Raw genomic sequence first — 21729 nt, forward strand, 5'->3', positions numbered from 1 at the left:
TTTTTTGTTTATCCTTTAATTATGTGTGTTTTACGAGTAAAGCGATTTGTTAAATGTCGGTGAGGTTTAAAAAAATAGAGGAAAAATCATGTTTTTCTTTTTTTTGGTTTAATTTTTGGAATACCTTTATAAACTTTAAAAAATATATATTATGAAAAAGATACTTACCTTATTTGCTGTTATTGGATTAATAGCTTTTACAAGCTGTGAAGGGCCAGAAGGGCCTCCGGGAGAACCTGGGCCTCTTGCTGAAGTTTATGAAATTGAAAACGTAAATTTTAGTGGCACAGCTAACTCTGAGGTTTATTTTAATTTTAAATCAAAATTGTACTTAGGAGATGTTGTTCTAGTTTATAGATATGATGGAGCTGATCCTGTAACAAAACGTGATATATGGGTTCCGCTTCCAGAGTCTCATTATTATAGTGATGGTTCTCTTTATTTTGCTTATAAATTTGATTTTACTCAGGATAATGTCAGAATTTTTACTGATGGGTTTGGACTAAATGTAAATCCTATTCCTGCTGATTTAAGAAATGCTCAAATATTTCGTATTGTGGTAGTTCCTGGTTTAGATCCTCTTGTTACAGGAAAGTCGGTTAATAAACCTGATTATTCAGATTACTACAAAGTTATTGCAAAGTATAATATTGATGATTCAAATGTGAAAAAACTTAATTAAGTGAATCACTAACAAAAAAAGGAAATCGTAATGATTTCCTTTTTTTGTTGATGGTCATTACTGACTGTTTTTGATGAATGTTAACTGAGTATTTCTATTACCTCCAGTTTGAATATTTATAAAGTAAGTTCCCATGATTAAATTTGAAATATTTATGCTTATTAGATTTGGATTTATGATAGAGAAATTGTTTGAATTTACTATAGTTCCCATTGTATTTGCAATAGTTATTTTAGTATTGGCTAAAATATAATCTGTTCCTTTGTTTTCAATGTTTATAACAGAAGAAGCTGGATTTGGATAGATTATTATTGTTGGAGATGTATATACAGAGTTAGAAGGTATTAAGCTTACTTCATTACTATAAGATTTTGTAGTTCCCTTTACTAATTGACCATTATTTATAATTTGATAATTAATTGTTGCTAATCTTCTGTAATTATAAGTAGTTTGAATGATTAAGCTACCTCTTGGATTTGCTACAAATTTAAGCGGTAAGGGGAGGTAATCTTTGGATGTTGCGCCAGAGACATCTACCCAGTTTCCATATGCAGAATTATTGGTTACTGATTGACTTTGCCATTGATATGATAATGTATATTCTAAATTTGTGCCATTAATTGTGGCTACGTCGATTGATGGATGGGGTAGAGCCAATAAAAGAATTTGGAGATTCTATTATTCCAGCTGATGGAATATCTAATATTTGATCACAACAAATGTTATTATTATCGCGAACTGTTCTCAGCAATATTTTTAGAGAGTTGCTAACTCTTTTTATGTTTTGATAAACCGCAACTCTTCTTACTAAATAATAGTTATCTTCATTGTTTGTTATATCCGATGGATTAAAGAAGTTTAAGGAAGGTGAATTTTCTCCTTCAATAGTTTTCCAATATTTATTTCCACCTAATGCAATATTTGTTTTAGCATATTCCCATTCATATCTTTCAACATTCACTATATTATCTCCTCTTTGAGGAACATGAAATGGGGCTTGGAGAATATTTAAATTTACAGAATTGTCTGATCTACCACCGACTATAGATTTTGGGTTGGTATTTATTATTTCTATAAAATTATCAGTAGTTGGTACGTCGACAATAGAAATCTCATTGGAAATTATTGGTGAGGGAACTACAGTGATAGTTGCAGTATTACTTTTATTAGGCCTGTCATTAATATAACTGTAACCTAAACTTCTGTAAATCGTAAAGCTTCCAATAGTTGGAACATAATCTAGATTTAATGTGTTTTGCTCGAAACTTAAAACGGGAGTGCTTACATTTCCATCTCCACTCCAAGAATAAGATATTCCATAAGGCTCATTTTTATAAGGATTTAGGTAATTGGAGCCAGCTATAGGTGCAGGTTTATCTCCTAATCTAACTGTTTGATTACAACATACTGTATTTGTTATATTTGTCGGATTTGGAGCATCAGCAGGAGGGTTTAAAGTTGTTCCTGTTGTCATTGTTGTGTTTTTTATAACTGCTATACTAGAGCTGTTATAGGCTTTTGTGCTTTTATATTCAGCAAAAATGTATCCACCAGAAGTTGGGAAATCAGTCCAGTTTAAATTTATAACAAAACTTTTGGTAGCAACTTTTGCACCTCCAAAATAAAGTAAGCCTCCATCACCACCAATGGCAACACCTGCGCCTAACGCTGGGCCTTTTGAAAAATAAACCTTTAATGTTCCGTCGTCTCCCACAGCAACATTGGCGGGAATTTCTACTTTGACTCCCAATGCAATTGTAGAATATGGAGTTGACGCTAAATTAATGGCTCCGGAACTATAATTTGTTCCGTTCACTGTTGTGGGAGTTAAAGTAACAGTTTGACCAAAAAGCATTGTTGTGAACAATGTTAAAAAGCATAAAAAATAATTTTTTCTCATAATAAAAGATTTTTAAATTTATAATGAGCTAAATATAAGTAAAATTAAATGTATTTTCTTACTTTTTTAAAATAAAATGAAAGTTAATGCTTATATATTATTTAATTTATGCGCAAAAAAAGGAAATCGCAAGATTTCCTTTTTTTTTAAGACATTATATTTTTCAATACTATTGTTTATCCAAATCTGAATCAGTCAATAATTTTTCTTTTCCGAATTTAAGAGAAACTAAGATTCCTACTAAAAGTGACAATGCGATAAATCCTAAAGAAGCCCATTCTGGAACGTGAATCCAATCGTGCAGCAGCATTTTTAATCCTACGAAAGCTAAAATTGCGACTAAGCTGTATTCCAAATAACTGAATTTTGCCAGCATATTTGCCAAGAAGAAATACATAGAACGCAATCCTAGAATGGCAAAAATATTAGAACTGAATACTAAAAACGGATCTGAGGTAATTGCAAGAATTGCCGGAACGCTGTCAACTGCAAATAAAACGTCCATAACTTCAATTACGATCAAAGCCACGAATAATGGAGTAGCCGCTTTTTTTCCTTTTTCAGTTAAAATGAAAAATTTCTCATGATCCATGTGCGAAGTTATCGGAATAACTTTTCCTAATGCTTTGTAGATGAAAGAATCTTTTGGGTGAAAATCTTCGTCTTCTCCAGAAAATAACATTTTTACAGCAGTAAAAATCAGGAATGCCCCAAATAGATACGTTGTCCAAGTAAATTTATTAATCAGCATTACGCCAAAGAAAATCATCAAGCCACGGAAAACTATTGCGCCTAAAATTCCCCAAAACAATACGCGGTGTTGGTATTTTTGCGGTATTTTGAACGAAGCAAAAATGATGGCAATTACAAAAATATTATCAACACTTAATGAAAGCTCAATCAAATAACCTGTAATAAACTTCATTGAAGCTACGGCAGGTTGCAGTTTATCAGGATTTGCAATATAATCTGTTGTATAAAGCCAATAGATTACTCCCGAAAACAAGAAAGATAATGTAACCCAAATCAAGGTCCATTTGCTGGCTTCTTTGGTGCTAATAATATGAGGAGTTTTGTTGAAGACACCTAAGTCTAAAGCAAGAATAAAAACTACAGCAAGTAAAAAGAGAGACCAGACTATCATAACAATTTTTTTAAATGATCTACAAAGATAAGTTTTGAAGTTTAAATTAAAAATTAATTATAAGAAAGGTATTGGTAAATTGAGTGAAATTGTTGGATGTGAAATGTAAAACGGAGAATAATAGATAAAAAAAAAGTGCCAACAATTAAGTTGGCACTTTTTAGAATATAATTTAAGCTTTGAATTATAGCGCTGATTTAACAGTTTTGATAATTCTAGCAGCAATTTTGTAAGGGTCTCCGTTTGAAGCAGGTCTTCTGTCTTCCAACCAACCTTTCCAACCTTTTTGAACAGTCATTAAAGGAATTCTGATAGAACATCCTCTGTCTGAAACTCCATAAGAGAAATCGTTGATAGAAGCAGTTTCGTGTTTACCAGTTAAACGTTGCTCATTGTAAGCTCCGTAAACCGCGATGTGCTCTTTAGTAACAGGACGGAAAGCCTCACAGATTTTCTCATAAGTTTCTTGAGAACCACAAGTTCTAAGAACTGAGTTAGAGAAGTTAGCGTGCATTCCAGAACCATTCCAGTCTGTATCTCCTAGAGGTTTTGGGTGGTATTCAATATAGTAACCATATTTTTCAGTCAAACGATCTAATAAATAACGAGCAACCCAGATTTCATCTCCAGCTTTTTTAGCTCCTTTAGCGAATAATTGGAATTCCCATTGTCCGCAAGCAACCTCTTGGTTGATTCCTTCAAAGTTGATTCCAGCAGCGATACATAAATCAGCGTGCTCTTCAACTAATTTTCTACCGTGTGTGTTTTTTCCACCTACTGAACAGTAGTACATCCCTTGTGGAGCAGGGTATCCTCCAACTGGGAAACCAAGTGGAAGTTGAGTTTTAGTATCCATGATGAAATATTCTTGTTCGAAACCAAACCAGAAATCATCATCTTCATCATCAATTGTGGCTCTACCGTTAGAAGGGTGTGGTGTTCCATCAGCGTACATAACTTCAGACATTACTAACCATCCGTTAATACGAGTTGGATCTGGATAAATTGCAACAGGAACTAAAAGACAGTCAGAAGAACCACCTTCAGCTTGTTTAGTTGACGAACCATCAAATGACCAATTTCCAAGTTCTTCTAATGTTCCTTTGAAATTTTCGTGTTCTTCAACTTTAGTTTTACTTCTAAGATTTTGAGTTGGTTCGTATCCATCTAACCAAATGTACTCTAACTTAATTTTAGCCATAATAATATAAATTTATTTTTTTTGTTTTTTCGCTGGGTCAAATATAGATTTATTTTTTTAGTCCTAAAAATTAGGGGGCTATTTTGTTTTGCGAAGTATTATTTTTTAGAGAAGCGCAATTTTGATAGGGGTATATTTTAAAAAAGATAATTTTATTAACCTTAAAAATATAAATTCGTAATAATTAAGGAGTATTTTTGAATTTTTGAGTTAAGGAATTATGAAAAAATGTTTATTTAATAGAGAATATTGTTGTTAATTGTTATATTTCTTCAAATGCCTTTGCTTATTCTCTGAAAAAAGACGTATCTGTTGAGAAATCATAGTTCAAAAAACTCAAATTTATATTCTCAAGAGGCACTTTTATTGTTTATATTTGTTCTTCATTTTTTTATGAAAATTAGTACGAATTAAAACTTTACATACCATGTCAACATTACGTTTTCAAGCTTTACAACAAGCTTCAAACAGAAAGCCGGTGCATTTTGAAGAAATTGGTCGAAAATCAAATCTTTTCGGATCAAATGTGTTTAACGAAAAAGCGATGAAGCAGTATTTGACTTCAGATGCATTTAAAGGAGTAAGAGATGCCATTCAGCATGGAACTAAAATCGATAGAAAACTAGCGGATTATATTGCTATGGGAATGAAAGAGTGGGCTTTGTCTAAAGGTGTGACACATTATACACACTGGTTTCAGCCTCTTACAGGAACAACGGCAGAAAAACACGATGCTTTTTTTGAAACTTCTTATGACGGAAGTGAATCTGTAGAAAAATTTGGCGGTGCGCAATTGGTACAGCAAGAACCAGATGCATCTAGTTTCCCGAACGGAGGAATCAGAAATACATTTGAAGCTAGAGGATATACCGCTTGGGATCCGACTTCGCCGGCATTTATTTATGGTACAACTTTATGTATTCCTACAGTTTTCATCGCTTACACAGGTGAAGCTTTAGATAATAAAATACCTTTATTAAGAGCATTGTCTGCAATTGACGAAGCTGCGACAGAAGTTTGTCGCTACTTTGATAAAAACGTAAAAAAAGTAACGGCAACATTAGGTTGGGAGCAAGAGTATTTCTTGATTGATAAAGCGCTGGCAAATTCTCGCCCAGATTTAATGATGACCGGAAGAACATTATTAGGACATACATCTGCAAAAGGACAACAATTAGATGATCACTATTTTGGATCGATTCCAACTCGTGCTCTTACTTATATGAGAGATTTGGAACAGGAATGTATGTTATTGGGAATTCCGGTAAAAACGCGTCATAATGAGGTTGCGCCAAATCAGTTCGAATTAGCACCGATTTTTGAAGAAACAAATTTAGCAGTTGACCATAACTCTTTATTAATGGATGTAATGCAGCGAGTTGCTGAACGTCATGATTTTAAAGTATTATTCCACGAAAAGCCATTTAAAGGTGTAAATGGTTCTGGAAAACACAATAACTGGTCTTTGGCTACAGATACTGGAGTTAATTTATTGAGTCCGAGTAAAACGCCAATGAGCAATTTACAGTTTTTGACTTTCTTTATTAATACAATAAAAGCAGTAAACGACAACGAAACTTTATTAAGAGCATCAATCGCAACGGCAAGTAATGATCACAGGTTAGGAGCAAATGAAGCACCACCAGCAATTATGTCGGTTTTCATTGGAGCGCAATTAACTAAAGTTTTGTCTGAATTAGAAAGTGTAACAACAGGGAAACTTTCGCCAGAAGAAAAAACAGATTTGAAATTAAATGTTGTTGGTAAAATTCCAGACGTATTATTAGATAATACAGACAGAAATAGAACTTCGCCTTTTGCTTTTACAGGAAATAAATTTGAGTTTAGAGCTGTAGGTTCAAATTCAAACTGTTCGAATGCAATGACAACTTTGAATGCAATTGTGGCAAAACAGCTAATTGACTTTAAAAATGAAGTAGAGAATCTGATTGAAAATAAAGACATGAAAAAAGATGATGCAATCTTTAATGTCTTAAGAGAATACATCAAACAATCTAAAAAGATTCTTTTTGAAGGCGACGGTTATAGTGAAGCTTGGGAAAAAGAAGCCGCAAAAAGAGGTTTGAGCAATTTTAAAACAACTCCTGAAGCAATTAAAGCAAAAGTTTCGAAACAAGCTTTGGATTTATTTGAAGAGTTAGGAATTTTTAATCACGTTGAAGCAGAAGCGCGTTATGAAATTGAATTAGAAGAATACACTAAGAAAATCCAGATTGAAGGAAGGGTTTTAGGCGATATCGCTAGAAACCATGTTATTCCGACGGCGATTCGCTACCAAAATACTTTAATTGAAAATGTAAAAGGATTAAAAGAAATTTTTGCAAAAGATTTTGAAGCATTAGCTAAAGAACAAATTGTTTTGATTAAAGAAATTTCAGGACATATTGAAGGAATCAATTCAAAAGTATTGGCAATGACTAATGAAAGAAAGAAAGCCAATCAATTGACAGATGCGCAAAAAATGGCAGAAGCTTATTGCAATAAAGTAAAACCTTATTTTGATGAAATTCGCAATCACTGTGACAAATTAGAGTTATTAGTAGATGACGAAAGTTGGACTTTGACCAAATACAGAGAGTTATTATTTACGAAATAATAATTTTCGCATATAGTTTTTGCCACGAATTATGCGAATTGACGCAAATTAATTTTATCAAAAATCTTAAGATGAAGATGATTTTATAGAAAGAATAAAAATTTGTGAAAATTTGTGTAATTCGTGGCATTTTTTTTAGAATCAAATAATCGAATAGGTCAAAGAATTAAAAAAAGGGATTATCTTTGCAGCACATCAACACAAACTAAGTTTCATGAGTTCAGATTCTAGCAAAAGGTACGCACAAAGAGGTGTTTCGGCATCAAAAGAAGACGTACACAACGCCATAAAAAATATTGATAAAGGTTTATTTCCGCAGGCATTCTGCAAAATTGTTCCAGATTATCTTACCCAAGATTCAGAACATTGCTTGATTATGCATGCTGACGGCGCCGGTACAAAATCGTCATTAGCATATATGTATTGGAAAGAAACTGGAGATCTTTCAGTTTGGAAAGGAATTGCTCAAGATGCGTTGATCATGAATATTGACGATTTATTATGTGTTGGAGCAACAGATAATATTTTGCTTTCTTCTACAATTGGAAGAAATAAAAATTTAATTCCTGCCGAAGTTATTTCTGCCATCATCAACGGAACAGAAGAATTAATTAACGAATTAAAATCTTTTGGTGTAACCATTCATTCAACAGGCGGTGAAACTGCTGATGTTGGTGATGTTGTTCGTACCATTATTGTTGACTCTACAGTGACTGCAAGAATGAAACGCAGTGACGTTGTGGATAATGCAAATATTCAAGCTGGCGATGTAATTGTTGGTTTGGCTTCTTTTGGTCAGGCAACTTACGAAAAAGGCTATAACGGCGGAATGGGGAGCAACGGACTTACTTCTGCTCGTCATGATGTATTCGGAAAATATTTGGCAAAAAAATATCCAGAAAGCTACGATGCGGCAGTTCCAGAAGAATTGATTTACTCAGGACAAGTTAATTTGACTGATGAAGTAGAAAATAGCCCAATCAACGCTGGACAATTAGTGCTTTCGCCAACAAGAACTTATGCGCCAATCATCAAGAAAATTTTAGATAAATATACTCCAAAAGATATTCACGGAATGGTACACTGCAGCGGTGGTGCACAAACTAAAATTTTACATTTCGTAAAAGATTTACACATCATAAAAGATAATTTATTTCCAGTTCCGCCATTGTTCAAGTTAATCCAAGAACAATCAAAAACAGATTGGAAAGAAATGTATCAAGTTTTCAACTGTGGACACAGAATGGAGCTTTACGTTCCAGAAAGTATTGCACAAGATATTATCGAGATTTCGAAATCATTCAATGTCGATGCACAAATCGTTGGTAGAGTAGAAGCTTCAAATGATAAAAAGCTGACCATTACAAGCGAATACGGAACATTCGAATATTAATTTTTTTGCGTAGAGGCGCACCGCAGTGCGTCTAACATGACGAAAGACGCACTGCAGTGCGCCTCTACAATAAATAAAACACTGTATTATGTACGAATTACTTTTTTGGAGATATCTAGACGAAATCTACCTTAATAATCAAGAAGTTTATGAAGCTCTTGTAGAAAAAGAAGAAGTAGAAGGTCTGGCTGTTCTTCAAATTGATGTAATCGTTAACAGAATCAATTCAGTGTTTTCGAAATGGGAAAGAGTTGATGAAAACAGTTGGAAAAATAATGCAGGAAGAGGTGCTTTTCAAGTGATTACAACACCGCAAAGCGTTAAAATTGATTGTTATGGAACCGAAGGTAAAACGATGAACCAATTGGTTTCGATAATGGAAGAATTCAAATGCCCGCTTTACGATCCGCAAGTTCCAGAACGTTACGATGAAATGAGCGAATAATTTTTTCAGATTTTTGTAAATTATAGTATATAAGTTAAGTCCCTATGGGACTTTTTTTATTGGTCTCAGATTTGGGTTAAAAACCCTGCAATTTATTGCAGTACTTTAGTAATGCGAAAAAATCTTTATCTTTAATTTATGGCTACAGAATTAAGAAAAGGTTCGCACACAGTAAGCAGATTAACATGTCATGTTGTTTGGGTTACGAAATATAGGTTTAAGGTTTTGAAAGGTGATATCCAAAAGCGCTGTCGTGAACTTTTGATACAAATATGCGAAGCGGAAGGGATAGAAATTTTGAAAGGAGTTGTGAGCGCAGATCACGTTCACATGCATATTGAGTATGCGCCAAAGCAAAATGTAAGTTCAATTTTAAAAAGTTTCAAAGGTCGTACTTCAAGGAAATTGCAAATGGAGTTTCCAGAACTTCACGCACGTTACTGGGGACAACATTTTTGGGCAAGTGGTTATGGAGTTTGGAGTACAGGAAATATAACTGATGAAATGGTAAATGAATATCTGGAGCATCATAGAAGGAAAGATAATGATGATGATTCAAATTTCATTCTTGAATGAAATAGAAAAAGGGACTTTCAGTCCCTCGTCAAACAAACCTCTGCACTTTCAGTGCAGAGTGGTTTAGTTTGGGATTTGTTTTTTACCAATATTTTACTCCTAACGGAGTACATAAATTATAGTAAATATTTCGTTGCGATTACATATTGGTAGAAAAATGGTTTGCGTTTTTTATTTGTCCCGTCAGGACTTTATAATGATAGACTACCAATATTTTGCTTGTAACAGAGTACATAAATTAGAATAAATATCTCGTAGAGATTACATATTGGTAGAAAAAAAATGATTGACGATTTTTATTTGTCCCGTAGGGACTTTATATTTATAAACGAAAATAATTTAATAACGAAAAATGAATTATGAGTAAAATATCAAATTTCAGTTTCTCAGACCATATAATTTTAGAAGATGATTTCGTTTTATTGCGTCCGCTTCAAGAATCAGATGTCGAAAATCTATTAGAAATTTCAATCAACGAGCCAGAAACTTGGAAATATTCTTTAGTTGGTGCCGAAGGAAAAGAAAATTTGATCAATTACATTCAATTGGCGATAAAAGCAAGAGACGCCAAAAAAGAATTTCCATTTATCGTTTTCGACAAAAAAACTCAAAAATACGCAGGTTCTACGCGATTTTACGACATTAATCTTGAATTTCAAACCTTACAATTAGGTTACACTTGGTACGGATCGGCATTTAGGGGTACCGGACTAAACAAACACTGTAAATTTCTTTTGTTCCAATTTGCCTTTGAAACCTTAGGGATGGAACGTGTGGAACTTCGTGCCGACAATAACAATGAGCGCAGTATTGCTGCAATGAAAAGCATTGGTTGTAAAGTTGAAGGCGTTTTGAGAAGCAATATGCCAACAAGAGACAGCAGTGTTCGTCGTGATTCTATTGTTTTAAGCATCCTCAAAAACGAATGGTTTGATGAGGTAAAAGAAAATTTAAAGCGAAAGCTTTAATAAAAAAGAGCCAATGGCTCTAACTATTTTTAAACCGGACTGAAGTCCGGCCCTACAATATAAAACGTTCCTTCGGAACTTTTTTTGATTGTATATGTTTTTTCAATCGATCGCATTTTTTCATAGAATAAAAAAAATGAACAGAATCATTGTAAAGAGCCGTTAGGCTCGATTCATATTGTAGGGCCGGACTTCAGTCCGGTTTACATTGCGCTAAAATTTATTTTTTTTAAAAGCATTTTTTGTTGTATTTTTCTGAACTAAAAATCAGGTAAATCGTTTTAGAAACTTCTTTATTATTTTTGGAAAAAAATGTAATGTTTTAAAAAATACCCAATGAATAGAATACACTGCAAAAGCCTTCTTTTTGGATTTTCATTTTTGATGTTTGCATTTAGTGCAGCGGCACAAAAAAAGACTACTGAAAAACGAAATCTAATTCAATATGTTGATCCAATGATTGGTACTGCCAAAATGGGACATACGTATCCTGGTGCCACAGTGCCTTTTGGAAGTGTTCAGCTGAGTCCAGAAACTGATACAATTGCATATGGCTTAAATGGGAAATATAATGGTGAAGTATATAAATATTGTGCTGGATACCAATACGAAGACAAAACAATTGTGGGCTTTAGCCACACACATTTTAGCGGAACCGGACATTCCGATTTAGGTGATTTTTTGATAATGCCAACAACGGGAAAACTGCAATTGAATCCAGGAGTAGCTTCAAAACCTTTATCAGGTTATCGATCTGCATTTTCTCATACGACAGAAAAAGCAGAACCAGCCTATTACAGCGTTTTTTTAGAGGATCATAAAATCAAAGCCGAATTGACAGCAACAACCAGAGTAGGCATGCATCAATATACTTTTCCAAAGGCAAATGATGCACATATCATTTTAGATTTGACTTCGGGAATTTATAATTATGACAAAAAGAATGTTTGGACATTTGTTCGTGTAGAAAATGATACTTTAATTACAGGTTATCGCCAGACAAACGGCTGGGCGAGAACCAGAACCGTTTATTTTGCGATGTCTTTCAGCAAACCAATCAAAAGTTACGGACAAGCGGCTCAAGAAAAAAGTGTTTACCGAGGTTTTTGGGGAAGATTTGATCAAACAAAAAACTTCCCAGAAATGGCAGGACAAAATTTAAAATTGTTCTTTGATTTTGATACTGCCGAAGGTGAAAAAATCAAAATTAAAATGGCATTGTCGCCTGTAAGTTCAGCTGGGGCATTGGAAAACATGAAAAAAGAAGTTCCAGGTTGGGATTTCGAAAAAGTAAAAAAGCAAAGCCAGGAAATTTGGAACAATGAATTAAACAAAATTCAGATTGAGACTATTCAAAAAGAAGATTATGTGAATTTCTACACTGCGATGTATCATGCTTTTTTAGGTCCAACAGAATATATGGATCTTGACAGAAATTATAAGGGCTTGGATATGAACGTTCATAAAGCTGAAAATTTTAAAAACTATACCAGTTATTCTTTGTGGGATACATACAGAGCTTTGCATCCTTTTTTTAATATCATTCAGCCAACTCGAAATGCTGATATGGTATGTTCAATGTTGGCGCATTCCGATCAAAGTGTACACAAAATGCTTCCGATTTGGTCACATTATGCTAATGAAAATTGGTGCATGATTGGTTATCATTCGGTTTCTGTGGTTGCCGATGCAATTGTAAAAGGAAATATAAGTTTTGATGCCGAAAAAGCGCTTCAGGCATGCGTGAATACCGCAAAAGTTCCTTATTATGACGGATTGGAATATTATATGAAAATGGGTTATGTTCCTGAAGATAAAAATGGTTCTTCGGTTTCAAAAACATTAGAATATGCTTATGATGATTGGACAATTGCTCAAGCAGCGAAGAAATTAGGAAAGACCGACATATATAATGAATTCATTGAAAGATCGAAGAATTATAAAAATGTTTATGATGAAAAAACAGGATTCATGCGTCCAAAATTAATTGACGGAACTTTCAAAAAAGAATTTGACCCACTAGATACGCACGGGCAAGGTTTTATTGAAGGAAATTCATGGAATTACAGTTTATATGTGCCGCAAGATCCTGCTGCAATGATTAAGTTGATGGGCGGAAACGACAAATTTGGCGTTCGTTTGGATTCATTATTCAATATGCATTTGCCTGATAAATATTTCGAAAATACCGAAGATATCACAAGAGACGGAATTATTGGAAATTATGTACATGGAAATGAGCCTTCGCACCATGTTGTGTATTTATACAATTGGACAAATTCGCCTTGGAAAGCACAAGACAAAATCAGAATGATTTTGAAAAAAATGTATCGAAATGGAGCTGATGGTTTAGGAGGAAATGATGATTTTGGACAAATGAGCGCTTGGTATATTTTTAGCAGTTTAGGTTTTTATCCTGTTGCGCCAGGTTCAGACGAATATGCATTAGGAAGTCCATTAGTAAAAAATGCAGTTTTCAATTTAGAAAACGGAAAAAATTTCGAAGTTGAAACCGTAAATCAATCTGATAAAAATGTATTTGTTAGTAAAGTTTTATTGAATGGGAAAGAATTGGATAAACCATTTTTAAAGCATGCTGATGTTATGAATGGAGGAAAAATTACTTTTTATATGAGCAACAAGCCGAATAAGAAGAATTATCAAAATTAAAATTAGTCTGCTCGCAAATGTCACCCTGAGTGAAGTCGAAGGGTTTTTGTTGAGGAAAAGGGCTTCGACTTCGCTCAGCCTGACAGAAAGGGTAAATCGACGAGTTGTCACAATATTAAAATTCGAGAAAATTTGCGTAATTCGTGGCGAAACAACAAAAAACTTCACGAAATTTGCATTTCAAATAAAGAAAACAAAATATGAAAATAAATCTAAAATCAGGAATTGACAAATTGCTTTTTGGAATGAAACAGAACGATGTAACGGCTGTTTTAGGTAAACCTGATAAAAACTATAAAGACGAAGATGAAAATGTGATTTTTGTGTACAATGCACATAAAATCAGATTGACTTTTTATCAAGAAGAAGATTTTAAATTTGGTTATGCAGTTGCATCGAGCAATGATTTAGAAGTTTTTGGATTTAAATTAATCGGAAGAAAAATTGCTGAGGTGAAGAAAGATTTAGCAACAAAAGGAATCACGAAATTTAATCAAGAGACTTTCGATACTTTTGAAAATTACTTTAATGAAGACAATTGGTTTATTCTTCAAACCGAATTTGATGAAGTAGTGAAATTCGAAATAGGAGCAATCATCAATGATAAAGATGAGTTTGACTGGAAATTTCCTGTGAAGAAATAGTTTCATAAAGATAGTCTTTGACAGGAGAAGTAAAATTTGAATTGCCTCCAGCTTTAGCTGGAGGTTACAAATAAAGAGAAGTAAAAGCTTTAGCCAAATAGTATGGTTTGGCTAAATCCCTTTCAGTGACTATAATTTATTCATCCAGCTAAAGCTGGACGCAATTCAAAAAAACGTCATTTCGAATGAAGGATTATAACAGAAGCTCCGCGAAGTATATCCGGACAATCTTTGTCGATTTACGTGTTTGATCCGTCGTCCCTCAGAATGACAAAGCATAAAAAAAACCGACAATCACTCGTCGGTTTTTTTATTTGTCTTAAAAGGAATTATCCTTTCAACCATGCATTTTTAAGTTTCTCTTTTGAAGCATCAGTAGCTTTAAAAGTTTCAGATTCTTCATATGGCAATTTAACAGTGCCTTTTATAGTTTCTTCTTTGCCCGCACGTTTAATTTTTACAGTAATTGGATCATTTTCTTTCCAATTTTCACTTTCTCCAATTAAATCATAAATATTAGCAAGTGAATAAGGTTTATCGTTTATAGAAACCAAAATATCGCCACCTTTTAAATTAAGATTTTTGAAAAACTCATTTGGTTCAATATCAGAACGGACAGCAATTTCTTTCGTTTGTTTATCAACAGTAATATAAGGCGTTTGTCCTTTCAAGAATACTGGCCCTGCTTTTTTCTCATTTGCTTTTGTAACACCAACTTTAGCTAAGTAAAAATCGTAAGGAATTGGTGTAGTTCCTGCTACATATTTGTTTAAGAATTCACCAACTTCAGGATAAGTCAATTGTGTGATTTTAGCAAAAAGCTCATCATCGTTAAATGGTTTTTCAATGCCATATTCGTTTGATAATTTATGCATTAAATCAAGAATTCCTCTTTCTCCGTTGCTTTTTTCTCTAATGATGATATCGATACACATTCCAATTAATGCGCCTTTTTGATATACATTCAAATATTGATCTTTATAAGGCTGTTCCAATACATTTTTACTCATTACCGTGAATGACATTGTATCATTTAGACCTTTTGCTTGTTCGATTTTATCGGCAATTCTAGTATAAAATTCTGCTTCATCGATCAAACCTTGGTTGATTTGGAAAAGGTTTGCAAAATATTCCGTTACACCTTCGTACATCCATAAATGCTCAGACATTTTTGGCGCATTATAATCAAAATACTGGATTTCCTTTGAGTGAATCGTCAATGGCGTTACAATATGGAAAAACTCATGCGAAACCACATCTTTCATTGATTCTACCAGTTTTTCCTTCGGCATAGATTCTGGTAAAACAACTGTTGTTGCTGTTGGATGTTCCAAAGCACCAAAACCATGTGCATCATCTTTTGCAAGACTTGATAAGTATAATAAAACGGTATATTTTTTAGTCGAATTGATTTTTCCTAAAAAGTTTTTCTGCGCCGTCATCATGGTTTTCATTTCTGGCGTAATGCTTTCAGCAGTAAATTTTCCAGTTGGAGAATAAACGGCAATCAAGATATCCATTCCGTTTACATTGAAAGTAGTGTAATCTGGTTTAGAATACATAATTGGATTTTCAACTAAAACGGCATAACGAGGCGTTGTAAAAACGTCGCTTGTCTTGCTGTCGTCTGTATCAGTCATTGAAGTTGCTCCCCAAAGTGTTTCAGGATGCGTGATGGTAACTTTGTAAGGAACATCTAACTTGTCTTGAAAATAACCTACAAAACCATGCGTGTTGACCATAAAGTTGACACCTGCATTAATGTTTGTTCCGGCTGGCGAAAACACATCGTCATTTCCAAATCCAGTTCCTTTTTCAGTATCGAAAGTATCTCCAACTAAATAAGTGATTTTTTTAAGTGATTTTGCATTCGAAATTGACCAAGAATTATCGTCAATTCTTTTTACAGTCAGCTCATTTCCTTTGGCATCAAAAGCTTTAAAACCATCAGAATATTTACCATAATTATCTGTTGAATAAGTTCCAGGAACTGTTTTTGGGATACTGTAAATTACTTCATCCGTTTTAATTGCCGGAGGTGTTACAGTTACCAAGACTTTGTCGTCTTTAACATCTACAAGATTAATGTTGACATCAACAGTTTTGCTTTTTGCATCTCCAGATGTGCTTCCCGTTTTACAGCTCCAAAATGTTACAGCAAGAGCTAAGGTGTAAATTATTTTTCTCATTTGTTCGCGTTTAGTTATGTGTATTTGACTTCTAAATTATCAAATTGTTACATTTTATATAAAAATAAAAAAAAACTCCTGAATTTCAGGAGTTTTCTATTAGTCTAGTTTGTTCTTTATGTAATATTTTCCGTCCAAGTCTTCGTCGAAGTCATCAATTTTGACTGGTTTTGGTTTTGGCTTATTTGCTATTGCCTTCTTTTTCCACATCTCAAATTTTTCAAGAGGCATTTTCTTCTTCATGATTTCCAGAACTTCCTTTTCTGCTAATCCAAATTCTTTTTTTATAATTTCAAATGGATTTTTTTCTTCTAAAGCTAACGAAACAAGTCTTTCTGTTTGTTCCCAATTCAATTCTTTGCGGCTACTCTTTTTCATCTCGTGAAAATTAATTCAAAATAGAGGTTAATGATTAATAATAGATTGATTTTCATTTTATATATCAATATTAATAAAAAAAATAATTACTTGGTTCGCCGAACTATTTTTTTTTACTGATTTTAACTGTTTTTTATCGATCTCGATTTTTGAAAGGGTATTTGCAATAAATTTCCCAATTTGTTGTGTTCCTCAGGGCTCATATGGGTATCTACTCCGTAAATTAACTGGTCTTTTGGCAAAGTTGTAAAAGTTCCAAAAAGACGATCCCAAATGGAAAAAATATTTCCATAATTGCTATCAGTATAAGGAAGTACATAATGATGATGTACCTTATGCATATTTGGCGAAACAATAAAATAACTCAGAAAAACATCAAGCTTTTCAGGAAGCGAAATATTAGCATGATTAAACTGAGAACCTATTACGGATAATGATTGATACAGAAATACCATCCACATTGGGCTTCCAACAATCAAAACGCCCATAGTGGTAAAAATAAATCGAATTACGCTTTCGCCAGGATGATGTCTATTTGCCGAAGTTGTATCAATCCAAGTATCGGTATGATGAATCAAATGAAAACGCCATAAGAACTTTACTTTATGTTGGACATAATGCGCTAAATAGGCGCCAATCAAATCTAGTAAAAGCAAACCGATTATCGTGTAAAGCCAAATTGGAATTTCGGGAAGCCATTCGAGAATTCCAAAATGATTTTCAGTTGTCCAAGCCGCGGTTTTGATTAAAATAAATGCCAAAACAAAATTGACAATTATAGTAGTCAGCGTAAAAAAAATATTGATTCCTGCATGATGCCATTTTTTGTATTGCATTTGAAAAAGCGGAAAAGTATTTTCAATCAACCAAAAAATAGTAATGCCTCCAATCAAAATTAAGCTTCGGTGTGAAGATGGAATTGTACTGAAATAATCAATTATAGTATTCATAATTCGACAATGTATTTCTTCAAATGTAATAAAATTGATGAAATAACAATTGTGATTTTATGAAATATGAGTTTTTTAGTCTGATTTATTGATTTTAGTGTTTTGTGAATTGCTTTGAAGAAAAACATAAAAAGAGAAAAGCTCATTAAGAACTTTTCTCTTTTTATAGGATATTAGGCAACTAATTTATACTGTAGTTTTACGCTTTTTTGATTAGGCTGATAATAAAAAGCAATACCCACGCACCTCCCACAGCAATCAATATTTGCCAAAGTAGTCCGCCACCACCAATACCAAGTTTTCCAGCGATCCATCCGCCAACAAAACCACCAATAATTCCGACGATAATATTGCCAATTAGGCCAAAACCTGCGCCTTTCCAAATTTGGCCCGCAAGCCATCCTGAAATTGCACCAATAAGCAAGAAATATAAAAATTCCATATTTTAAATTTTAGATTTGTAAATGTTTTTAATTGAAGCAAAAATTAGGCTTCAGCTTGATTTTGCAGCAAGTTTTTATAGATAAATCCGGCTACGATTGCACCTAGAATTGGCGCCACCCAAAATAACCAAACTTGAGATAATGGCTCACCTCCAACAAAAATGGCTTGAGATAAAGATCTTGCAGGATTTACAGAAGTATTTGTGATTGGAATGCTAATTAAATGGATTAAAGTCAAAGCTAAACCAATTGCAATTCCAGCAAATCTTCCGTTAGCGAATTTATCTGTTGCGCCCAAAATCACTAATAGGAAAAATAAAGTCAATACAAATTCAGCTATAAAACAAGCTTGCAAAGAATAACCATCAGGAGAAAAAGCTCCAAAACCGTTTGATGCAAATGCCCCAGCTTTAGTATTGTCAATTACGAAACCTGCTTTCCCGGAAGCAATTGTGTACAAAGTTCCTGCCGCTGCAATTGCTCCAACACATTGTGCCACGATGTACGGAACAAGATCTTTAGCTGAAAACCTTCCGCCGGCCCATAATCCAAATGAAACTGCGGGATTAAAATGTCCGCCAGAAATGTGCCCAACAGCATACGCCATTGTTAGAACTGTTAAACCAAATGCTAAAGCAACACCAGCAAATCCGATTCCTAAATCAGGAATTCCTGCTGCAAAAATGGCGCTTCCGCAACCTCCAAAAACTAACCAAAAAGTTCCAAAAAACTCTGCAAATAATTTTTTCATAATTAAATAATTTTAAATTAATAGATTCGATTGTTAAAGGGTATATTGGTACGCCCATAAAATCAAAACAATTTGTAAGGGCAAACGTACAAATAAAATCCATTTTGGTAAACTAAAACTTGCTTTTTTATTTTGGTACATGTATAAATTCGCAGGAAATACAGCAATTAGCAATGCAATAATTCCCCATGCGGCAAAATTTTTGGTAAAAGAAAGCAATAGGAGTATGCCTAGAATGATTTCGGCAATTCCACTTAAATTATTTATTAATTTGGGTTTTTTAAAAAAAGGAGGAATGATTTTAATATACATTCCCGGTTTCCTGAAATGATTGATACCAGCAAGTATATATAAAGAAGCCATTAAATATAAATGCCAAGGTTGTTTCATGATATCTTGTTGTATATCACGAATTTATAAAAAAATTAACAATTATTGCATTACAAGAGGCTTTTTTTTAAAGCTTTGTAAAATCGTTTACTTTTTTGCCTTGAAATTTACATTCATAATAATTATGGCAAGAATGATTAAAGCAATTCCGATCCATTGTAAAAAGATTACTTTTTCGTTTAAAAGAATAAAAGCCATTGTTACCGATACAGGAAGTTCAAGTGCAGAAACAATACTTCCTAAACCAATTCCGGTTAGTGGAAAACCTGCATTCATAAGCATAGGAGGAATGATGGTGCCAAATAAAGACAACACAATTCCCCATTTCATGAAAATTGCCAAATTAAATGCGCCCACTTGAGTTGCAAAAGCAAAAGAAAAGACAATGACAGCTCCACCTAAAAGCATATAAAGGCTTCGTTGTGCCGAAGAAATTTCAGTAGCGACACGATTTGCAGTAAACATAGTAGTGGTAAAAGATGCTGCCGCCAAAAGTCCCCAAACAATTCCTCTCCAATCGAGTTTAAAATCGGCGTGAATAAGATTTGTAGCCAAAGCAGTTCCAATTAGCACAATAAAAACAGCAATTACTTTTTGTTTTGAAGGCAATTTTTTTTCTAAAATCATTTCAAGCAAAACTCCCATCCAGACCGTTTGCATTAATAAAACAATTCCAATTGAAACAGGAATGTATTTTACAGCTAAGTAATAGAACAAACTTGTCATTCCTAATGATGTTCCGGCAAGCATTAAGCTGGCAATATTTTTAGAAGAAGCTTTAACCGCAGTTCCTTTATTTTTTATTTTCTGAAATGTGTTGATGATCAGTATTCCAATTATTCCCAAAACAAATTGTGAAGTGGTTACTTCGGCAGTTGTATATCCTTCAGAATAGGCCATTTTTACAAAAGTGGCTAACATTCCGTAAGTTGTAGCTCCTAAAGCAACTAAAAAAACTCCTTTTAATACATTGTTTTGTGACATTGGAAATTCTGTTTTTAAAAATTAAGGCCGGCAAAGGTAAGCTATTTTGTTTGTGATTTGACAGAAATTATGGTTAAACGTTAGTTTTAATATTGTTTTAAGGATGTTTTAGATTTGTAAATTACATATTTTGCAGAAAATCAAAATTTGATTTAAAGGAAGAAACCCTCAAAACAAACGTTTTGAGGGTTTCTATTTTTATAAACCTTTCGTGTTAATTATTTAACCGGCTGATTTTTATAAGTTTCGATTTCGAAAATTAAGGTTGCATTTGGCGGAATTACACCTCCGGCACCTCTTTCTCCGTAAGCTAAATTTGAAGGAAGGAAGAAAATTGCTTTTTCGCCATCTGTCATCATATCTAATGCCTCAATAAATCCAGGAATCATTCCGTCTTTTTTGCCAACTGCAAAAGGAAAAGCTTTATATCCTCCACCCGCATCTCTATTTGGATCATATTTTCCATATGCTTTAGCAACAGCTGCTATACTGCTGTCAAAAAGATTTCCGTCTTCAAAATAACCAGCATAGTGGAAATAAATTGTTGATCCTTCAGCACCTTTTACACCAGATCCTTTTTGAGTAATTACATATTTTAAACCAGATGCTGTTGTAGTTGCTTTAGCTTTTGTTGCTGCAAAATAAGCCGCTTTTTGAGCAATTACTTTTTGCGCTTCTAGCTTTTTAGCTTCTTCTTTTTTTACGTCATCTGCCAGAACTTTTACTGCGTCAAATTTTTTAGCTGCATCTCCTTTGCGTGAAATCGTAATTTTTGTCATGATATCGTCTTGAACAATTTTATTTACATTGTCCATTCCTGAAACTACATGGCCAAAAATAGTATGTTTTCCGTTTAACCAAGGCGTGTCTTTGTGTGTAATGAAAAATTGGCTTCCGTTAGTTGCTGGGCCAGAATTTGCCATTGCAAGAATACCGCCTTTGTCAAATTTCAATTCTTCGGTAAATTCATCTTTAAATGAATATCCGGGACCGCCAGTACCATTTCCGTCTGGATCTCCACCTTGAATCATGAAATCGTTAATTACTCTATGGAATTTCAAACCATCATAAAATGGTTTTCCTTTTAATCTTTCCACTTTTACATTAGGATTGTTTCCTTCTGCCAATGAAATAAAGTTAGCCACAGTAACTGGAGCTTTTACATATTCTAAAGAAACAACAATATCGCCTTTTGAAGTCGAAATTGTTGCAAAAATACCATTGTTTGGGTCTTCAGGAACAGCTGGTTTTGCTGTTGCAGCTGGTTTTGCTGGAGCGACTTTTGATTGAGGCGCTTTTGGCTTTGCTACCGTTTTTTTTGTTGTTTGGGCTTGTAGGTTTACTAAAGCCAAACAGAATAATAATAGAAATTTAAATTTCATTTTGTTTCAAATTTAAGTCTGC

At 33.6% G+C, this 21729-nt stretch carries 20 protein-coding genes; 8 read left to right on the forward strand and 12 right to left on the reverse strand.

The genetic code is table 11. From position 1 onward, the window contains the following. Positions 1–151: 151 nt before the first annotated feature. On the forward strand, positions 152–682 hold the full coding sequence (locus SCB73_RS13295; RefSeq protein WP_320566708.1) for a hypothetical protein: 531 nt from the start codon (positions 152–154) through the stop codon (positions 680–682). Between the two features lie 57 nt (positions 683–739). Here the strand turns inward: SCB73_RS13295 and SCB73_RS13300 are convergent, their stop codons facing one another. The 4 genes from SCB73_RS13300 to SCB73_RS13315 form a co-directional block, all read right to left on the reverse strand. After that, on the reverse strand, positions 740–1339 hold the full coding sequence (locus SCB73_RS13300) for a T9SS type A sorting domain-containing protein (protein ID WP_320566709.1): 600 nt from the start codon (positions 1337–1339) through the stop codon (positions 740–742). After that, positions 1299–2582 (reverse strand): hypothetical protein, encoded by a 1284-nt coding sequence (locus tag SCB73_RS13305; RefSeq protein WP_320566710.1) that lies wholly within the window; start codon positions 2580–2582, stop codon positions 1299–1301. Before SCB73_RS13305 ends, SCB73_RS13300 begins: the two co-directional genes overlap by 41 nt. Positions 2583–2751: 169 nt before the next feature. Beyond that, complete coding sequence (locus tag SCB73_RS13310; RefSeq protein WP_320566711.1) at positions 2752–3726, reverse strand: TerC family protein; 975 nt, start codon at positions 3724–3726, stop codon at positions 2752–2754. A gap of 184 nt (positions 3727–3910) precedes the next feature. Then, entirely contained in the window at positions 3911–4927 is a 1017-nt protein-coding gene (locus SCB73_RS13315; RefSeq protein WP_132990016.1) for a glutamine synthetase beta-grasp domain-containing protein, read from the reverse strand. A gap of 427 nt (positions 4928–5354) precedes the next feature. On the opposite strand from SCB73_RS13315, the gene SCB73_RS13320 reads away from it, so the two are divergent. The 7 genes from SCB73_RS13320 (at position 5355) to SCB73_RS13350 (ending at position 14240) form a co-directional block, all read left to right on the forward strand. Beyond that, the gene (locus SCB73_RS13320; protein ID WP_320566712.1) at positions 5355–7544 is read left to right on the forward strand and encodes a glutamine synthetase III family protein; all 2190 of its coding nucleotides are present in this window, start codon (positions 5355–5357) and stop codon (positions 7542–7544) included. 214 nt (positions 7545–7758) lie between these two features. Continuing rightward, positions 7759–8937, forward strand: a complete 1179-nt coding sequence (locus tag SCB73_RS13325; RefSeq protein WP_320566713.1) for an AIR synthase related protein — start codon at positions 7759–7761, stop codon at positions 8935–8937. A gap of 88 nt (positions 8938–9025) precedes the next feature. Then, a complete protein-coding gene (locus SCB73_RS13330) occupies positions 9026–9382 on the forward strand; it encodes a hypothetical protein (protein WP_320566714.1) in 357 nt (118 codons plus the stop codon). 138 nt (positions 9383–9520) lie between these two features. Next, positions 9521–9958 (forward strand): IS200/IS605 family transposase, encoded by a 438-nt coding sequence (tnpA, locus tag SCB73_RS13335; protein ID WP_320566631.1) that lies wholly within the window; start codon positions 9521–9523, stop codon positions 9956–9958. 359 nt (positions 9959–10317) lie between these two features. Then, the gene (locus SCB73_RS13340; RefSeq protein ID WP_320566715.1) at positions 10318–10926 is read left to right on the forward strand and encodes a GNAT family N-acetyltransferase; all 609 of its coding nucleotides are present in this window, start codon (positions 10318–10320) and stop codon (positions 10924–10926) included. A 336-nt stretch (positions 10927–11262) separates the two neighbouring features. Further along, entirely contained in the window at positions 11263–13596 is a 2334-nt protein-coding gene (locus SCB73_RS13345) for a GH92 family glycosyl hydrolase (protein ID WP_320566716.1), read from the forward strand. Between the two features lie 200 nt (positions 13597–13796). Beyond that, positions 13797–14240, forward strand: a complete 444-nt coding sequence (locus tag SCB73_RS13350) for a hypothetical protein (RefSeq protein ID WP_320566717.1) — start codon at positions 13797–13799, stop codon at positions 14238–14240. 329 nt (positions 14241–14569) lie between these two features. On the opposite strand, the gene SCB73_RS13355 is transcribed toward SCB73_RS13350, so the two are convergent. From SCB73_RS13355 to SCB73_RS13390, 8 genes are all read right to left on the reverse strand, one after another. Next, positions 14570–16429: a M61 family metallopeptidase gene (locus SCB73_RS13355; RefSeq protein ID WP_320566718.1), complete on the reverse strand. Its 1860-nt coding sequence runs from the start codon at positions 16427–16429 to the stop codon at positions 14570–14572. A 99-nt stretch (positions 16430–16528) separates the two neighbouring features. After that, positions 16529–16807: a DUF2805 domain-containing protein gene (locus SCB73_RS13360; protein ID WP_115886476.1), complete on the reverse strand. Its 279-nt coding sequence runs from the start codon at positions 16805–16807 to the stop codon at positions 16529–16531. Positions 16808–16929: 122 nt separating this feature from the next. After that, positions 16930–17757: a sterol desaturase family protein gene (locus SCB73_RS13365; protein ID WP_320566719.1), complete on the reverse strand. Its 828-nt coding sequence runs from the start codon at positions 17755–17757 to the stop codon at positions 16930–16932. Between the two features lie 199 nt (positions 17758–17956). Further along, a complete protein-coding gene (locus SCB73_RS13370) occupies positions 17957–18199 on the reverse strand; it encodes a GlsB/YeaQ/YmgE family stress response membrane protein (RefSeq protein WP_320566720.1) in 243 nt (80 codons plus the stop codon). Between the two features lie 44 nt (positions 18200–18243). Further along, positions 18244–18951 (reverse strand): aquaporin Z, encoded by a 708-nt coding sequence (aqpZ, locus tag SCB73_RS13375; RefSeq protein WP_320566721.1) that lies wholly within the window; start codon positions 18949–18951, stop codon positions 18244–18246. Positions 18952–18984: 33 nt separating this feature from the next. Then, on the reverse strand, positions 18985–19341 hold the full coding sequence (locus tag SCB73_RS13380; protein ID WP_320566722.1) for a DoxX family protein: 357 nt from the start codon (positions 19339–19341) through the stop codon (positions 18985–18987). Between the two features lie 87 nt (positions 19342–19428). After that, complete coding sequence (locus tag SCB73_RS13385; protein WP_320566723.1) at positions 19429–20325, reverse strand: DMT family transporter; 897 nt, start codon at positions 20323–20325, stop codon at positions 19429–19431. Positions 20326–20543: 218 nt separating this feature from the next. Next, positions 20544–21707 carry a peptidylprolyl isomerase gene (locus SCB73_RS13390; RefSeq protein WP_320566724.1) on the reverse strand — a complete coding sequence of 388 codons (1164 nt, stop codon included), beginning with the start codon at positions 21705–21707 and terminating at the stop codon, positions 20544–20546. Positions 21708–21729: the final 22 nt, after the last annotated feature.

The organism is Flavobacterium sp. KACC 22761 (assembly GCF_034058155.1).
Taxonomy (GTDB): domain Bacteria; phylum Bacteroidota; class Bacteroidia; order Flavobacteriales; family Flavobacteriaceae; genus Flavobacterium.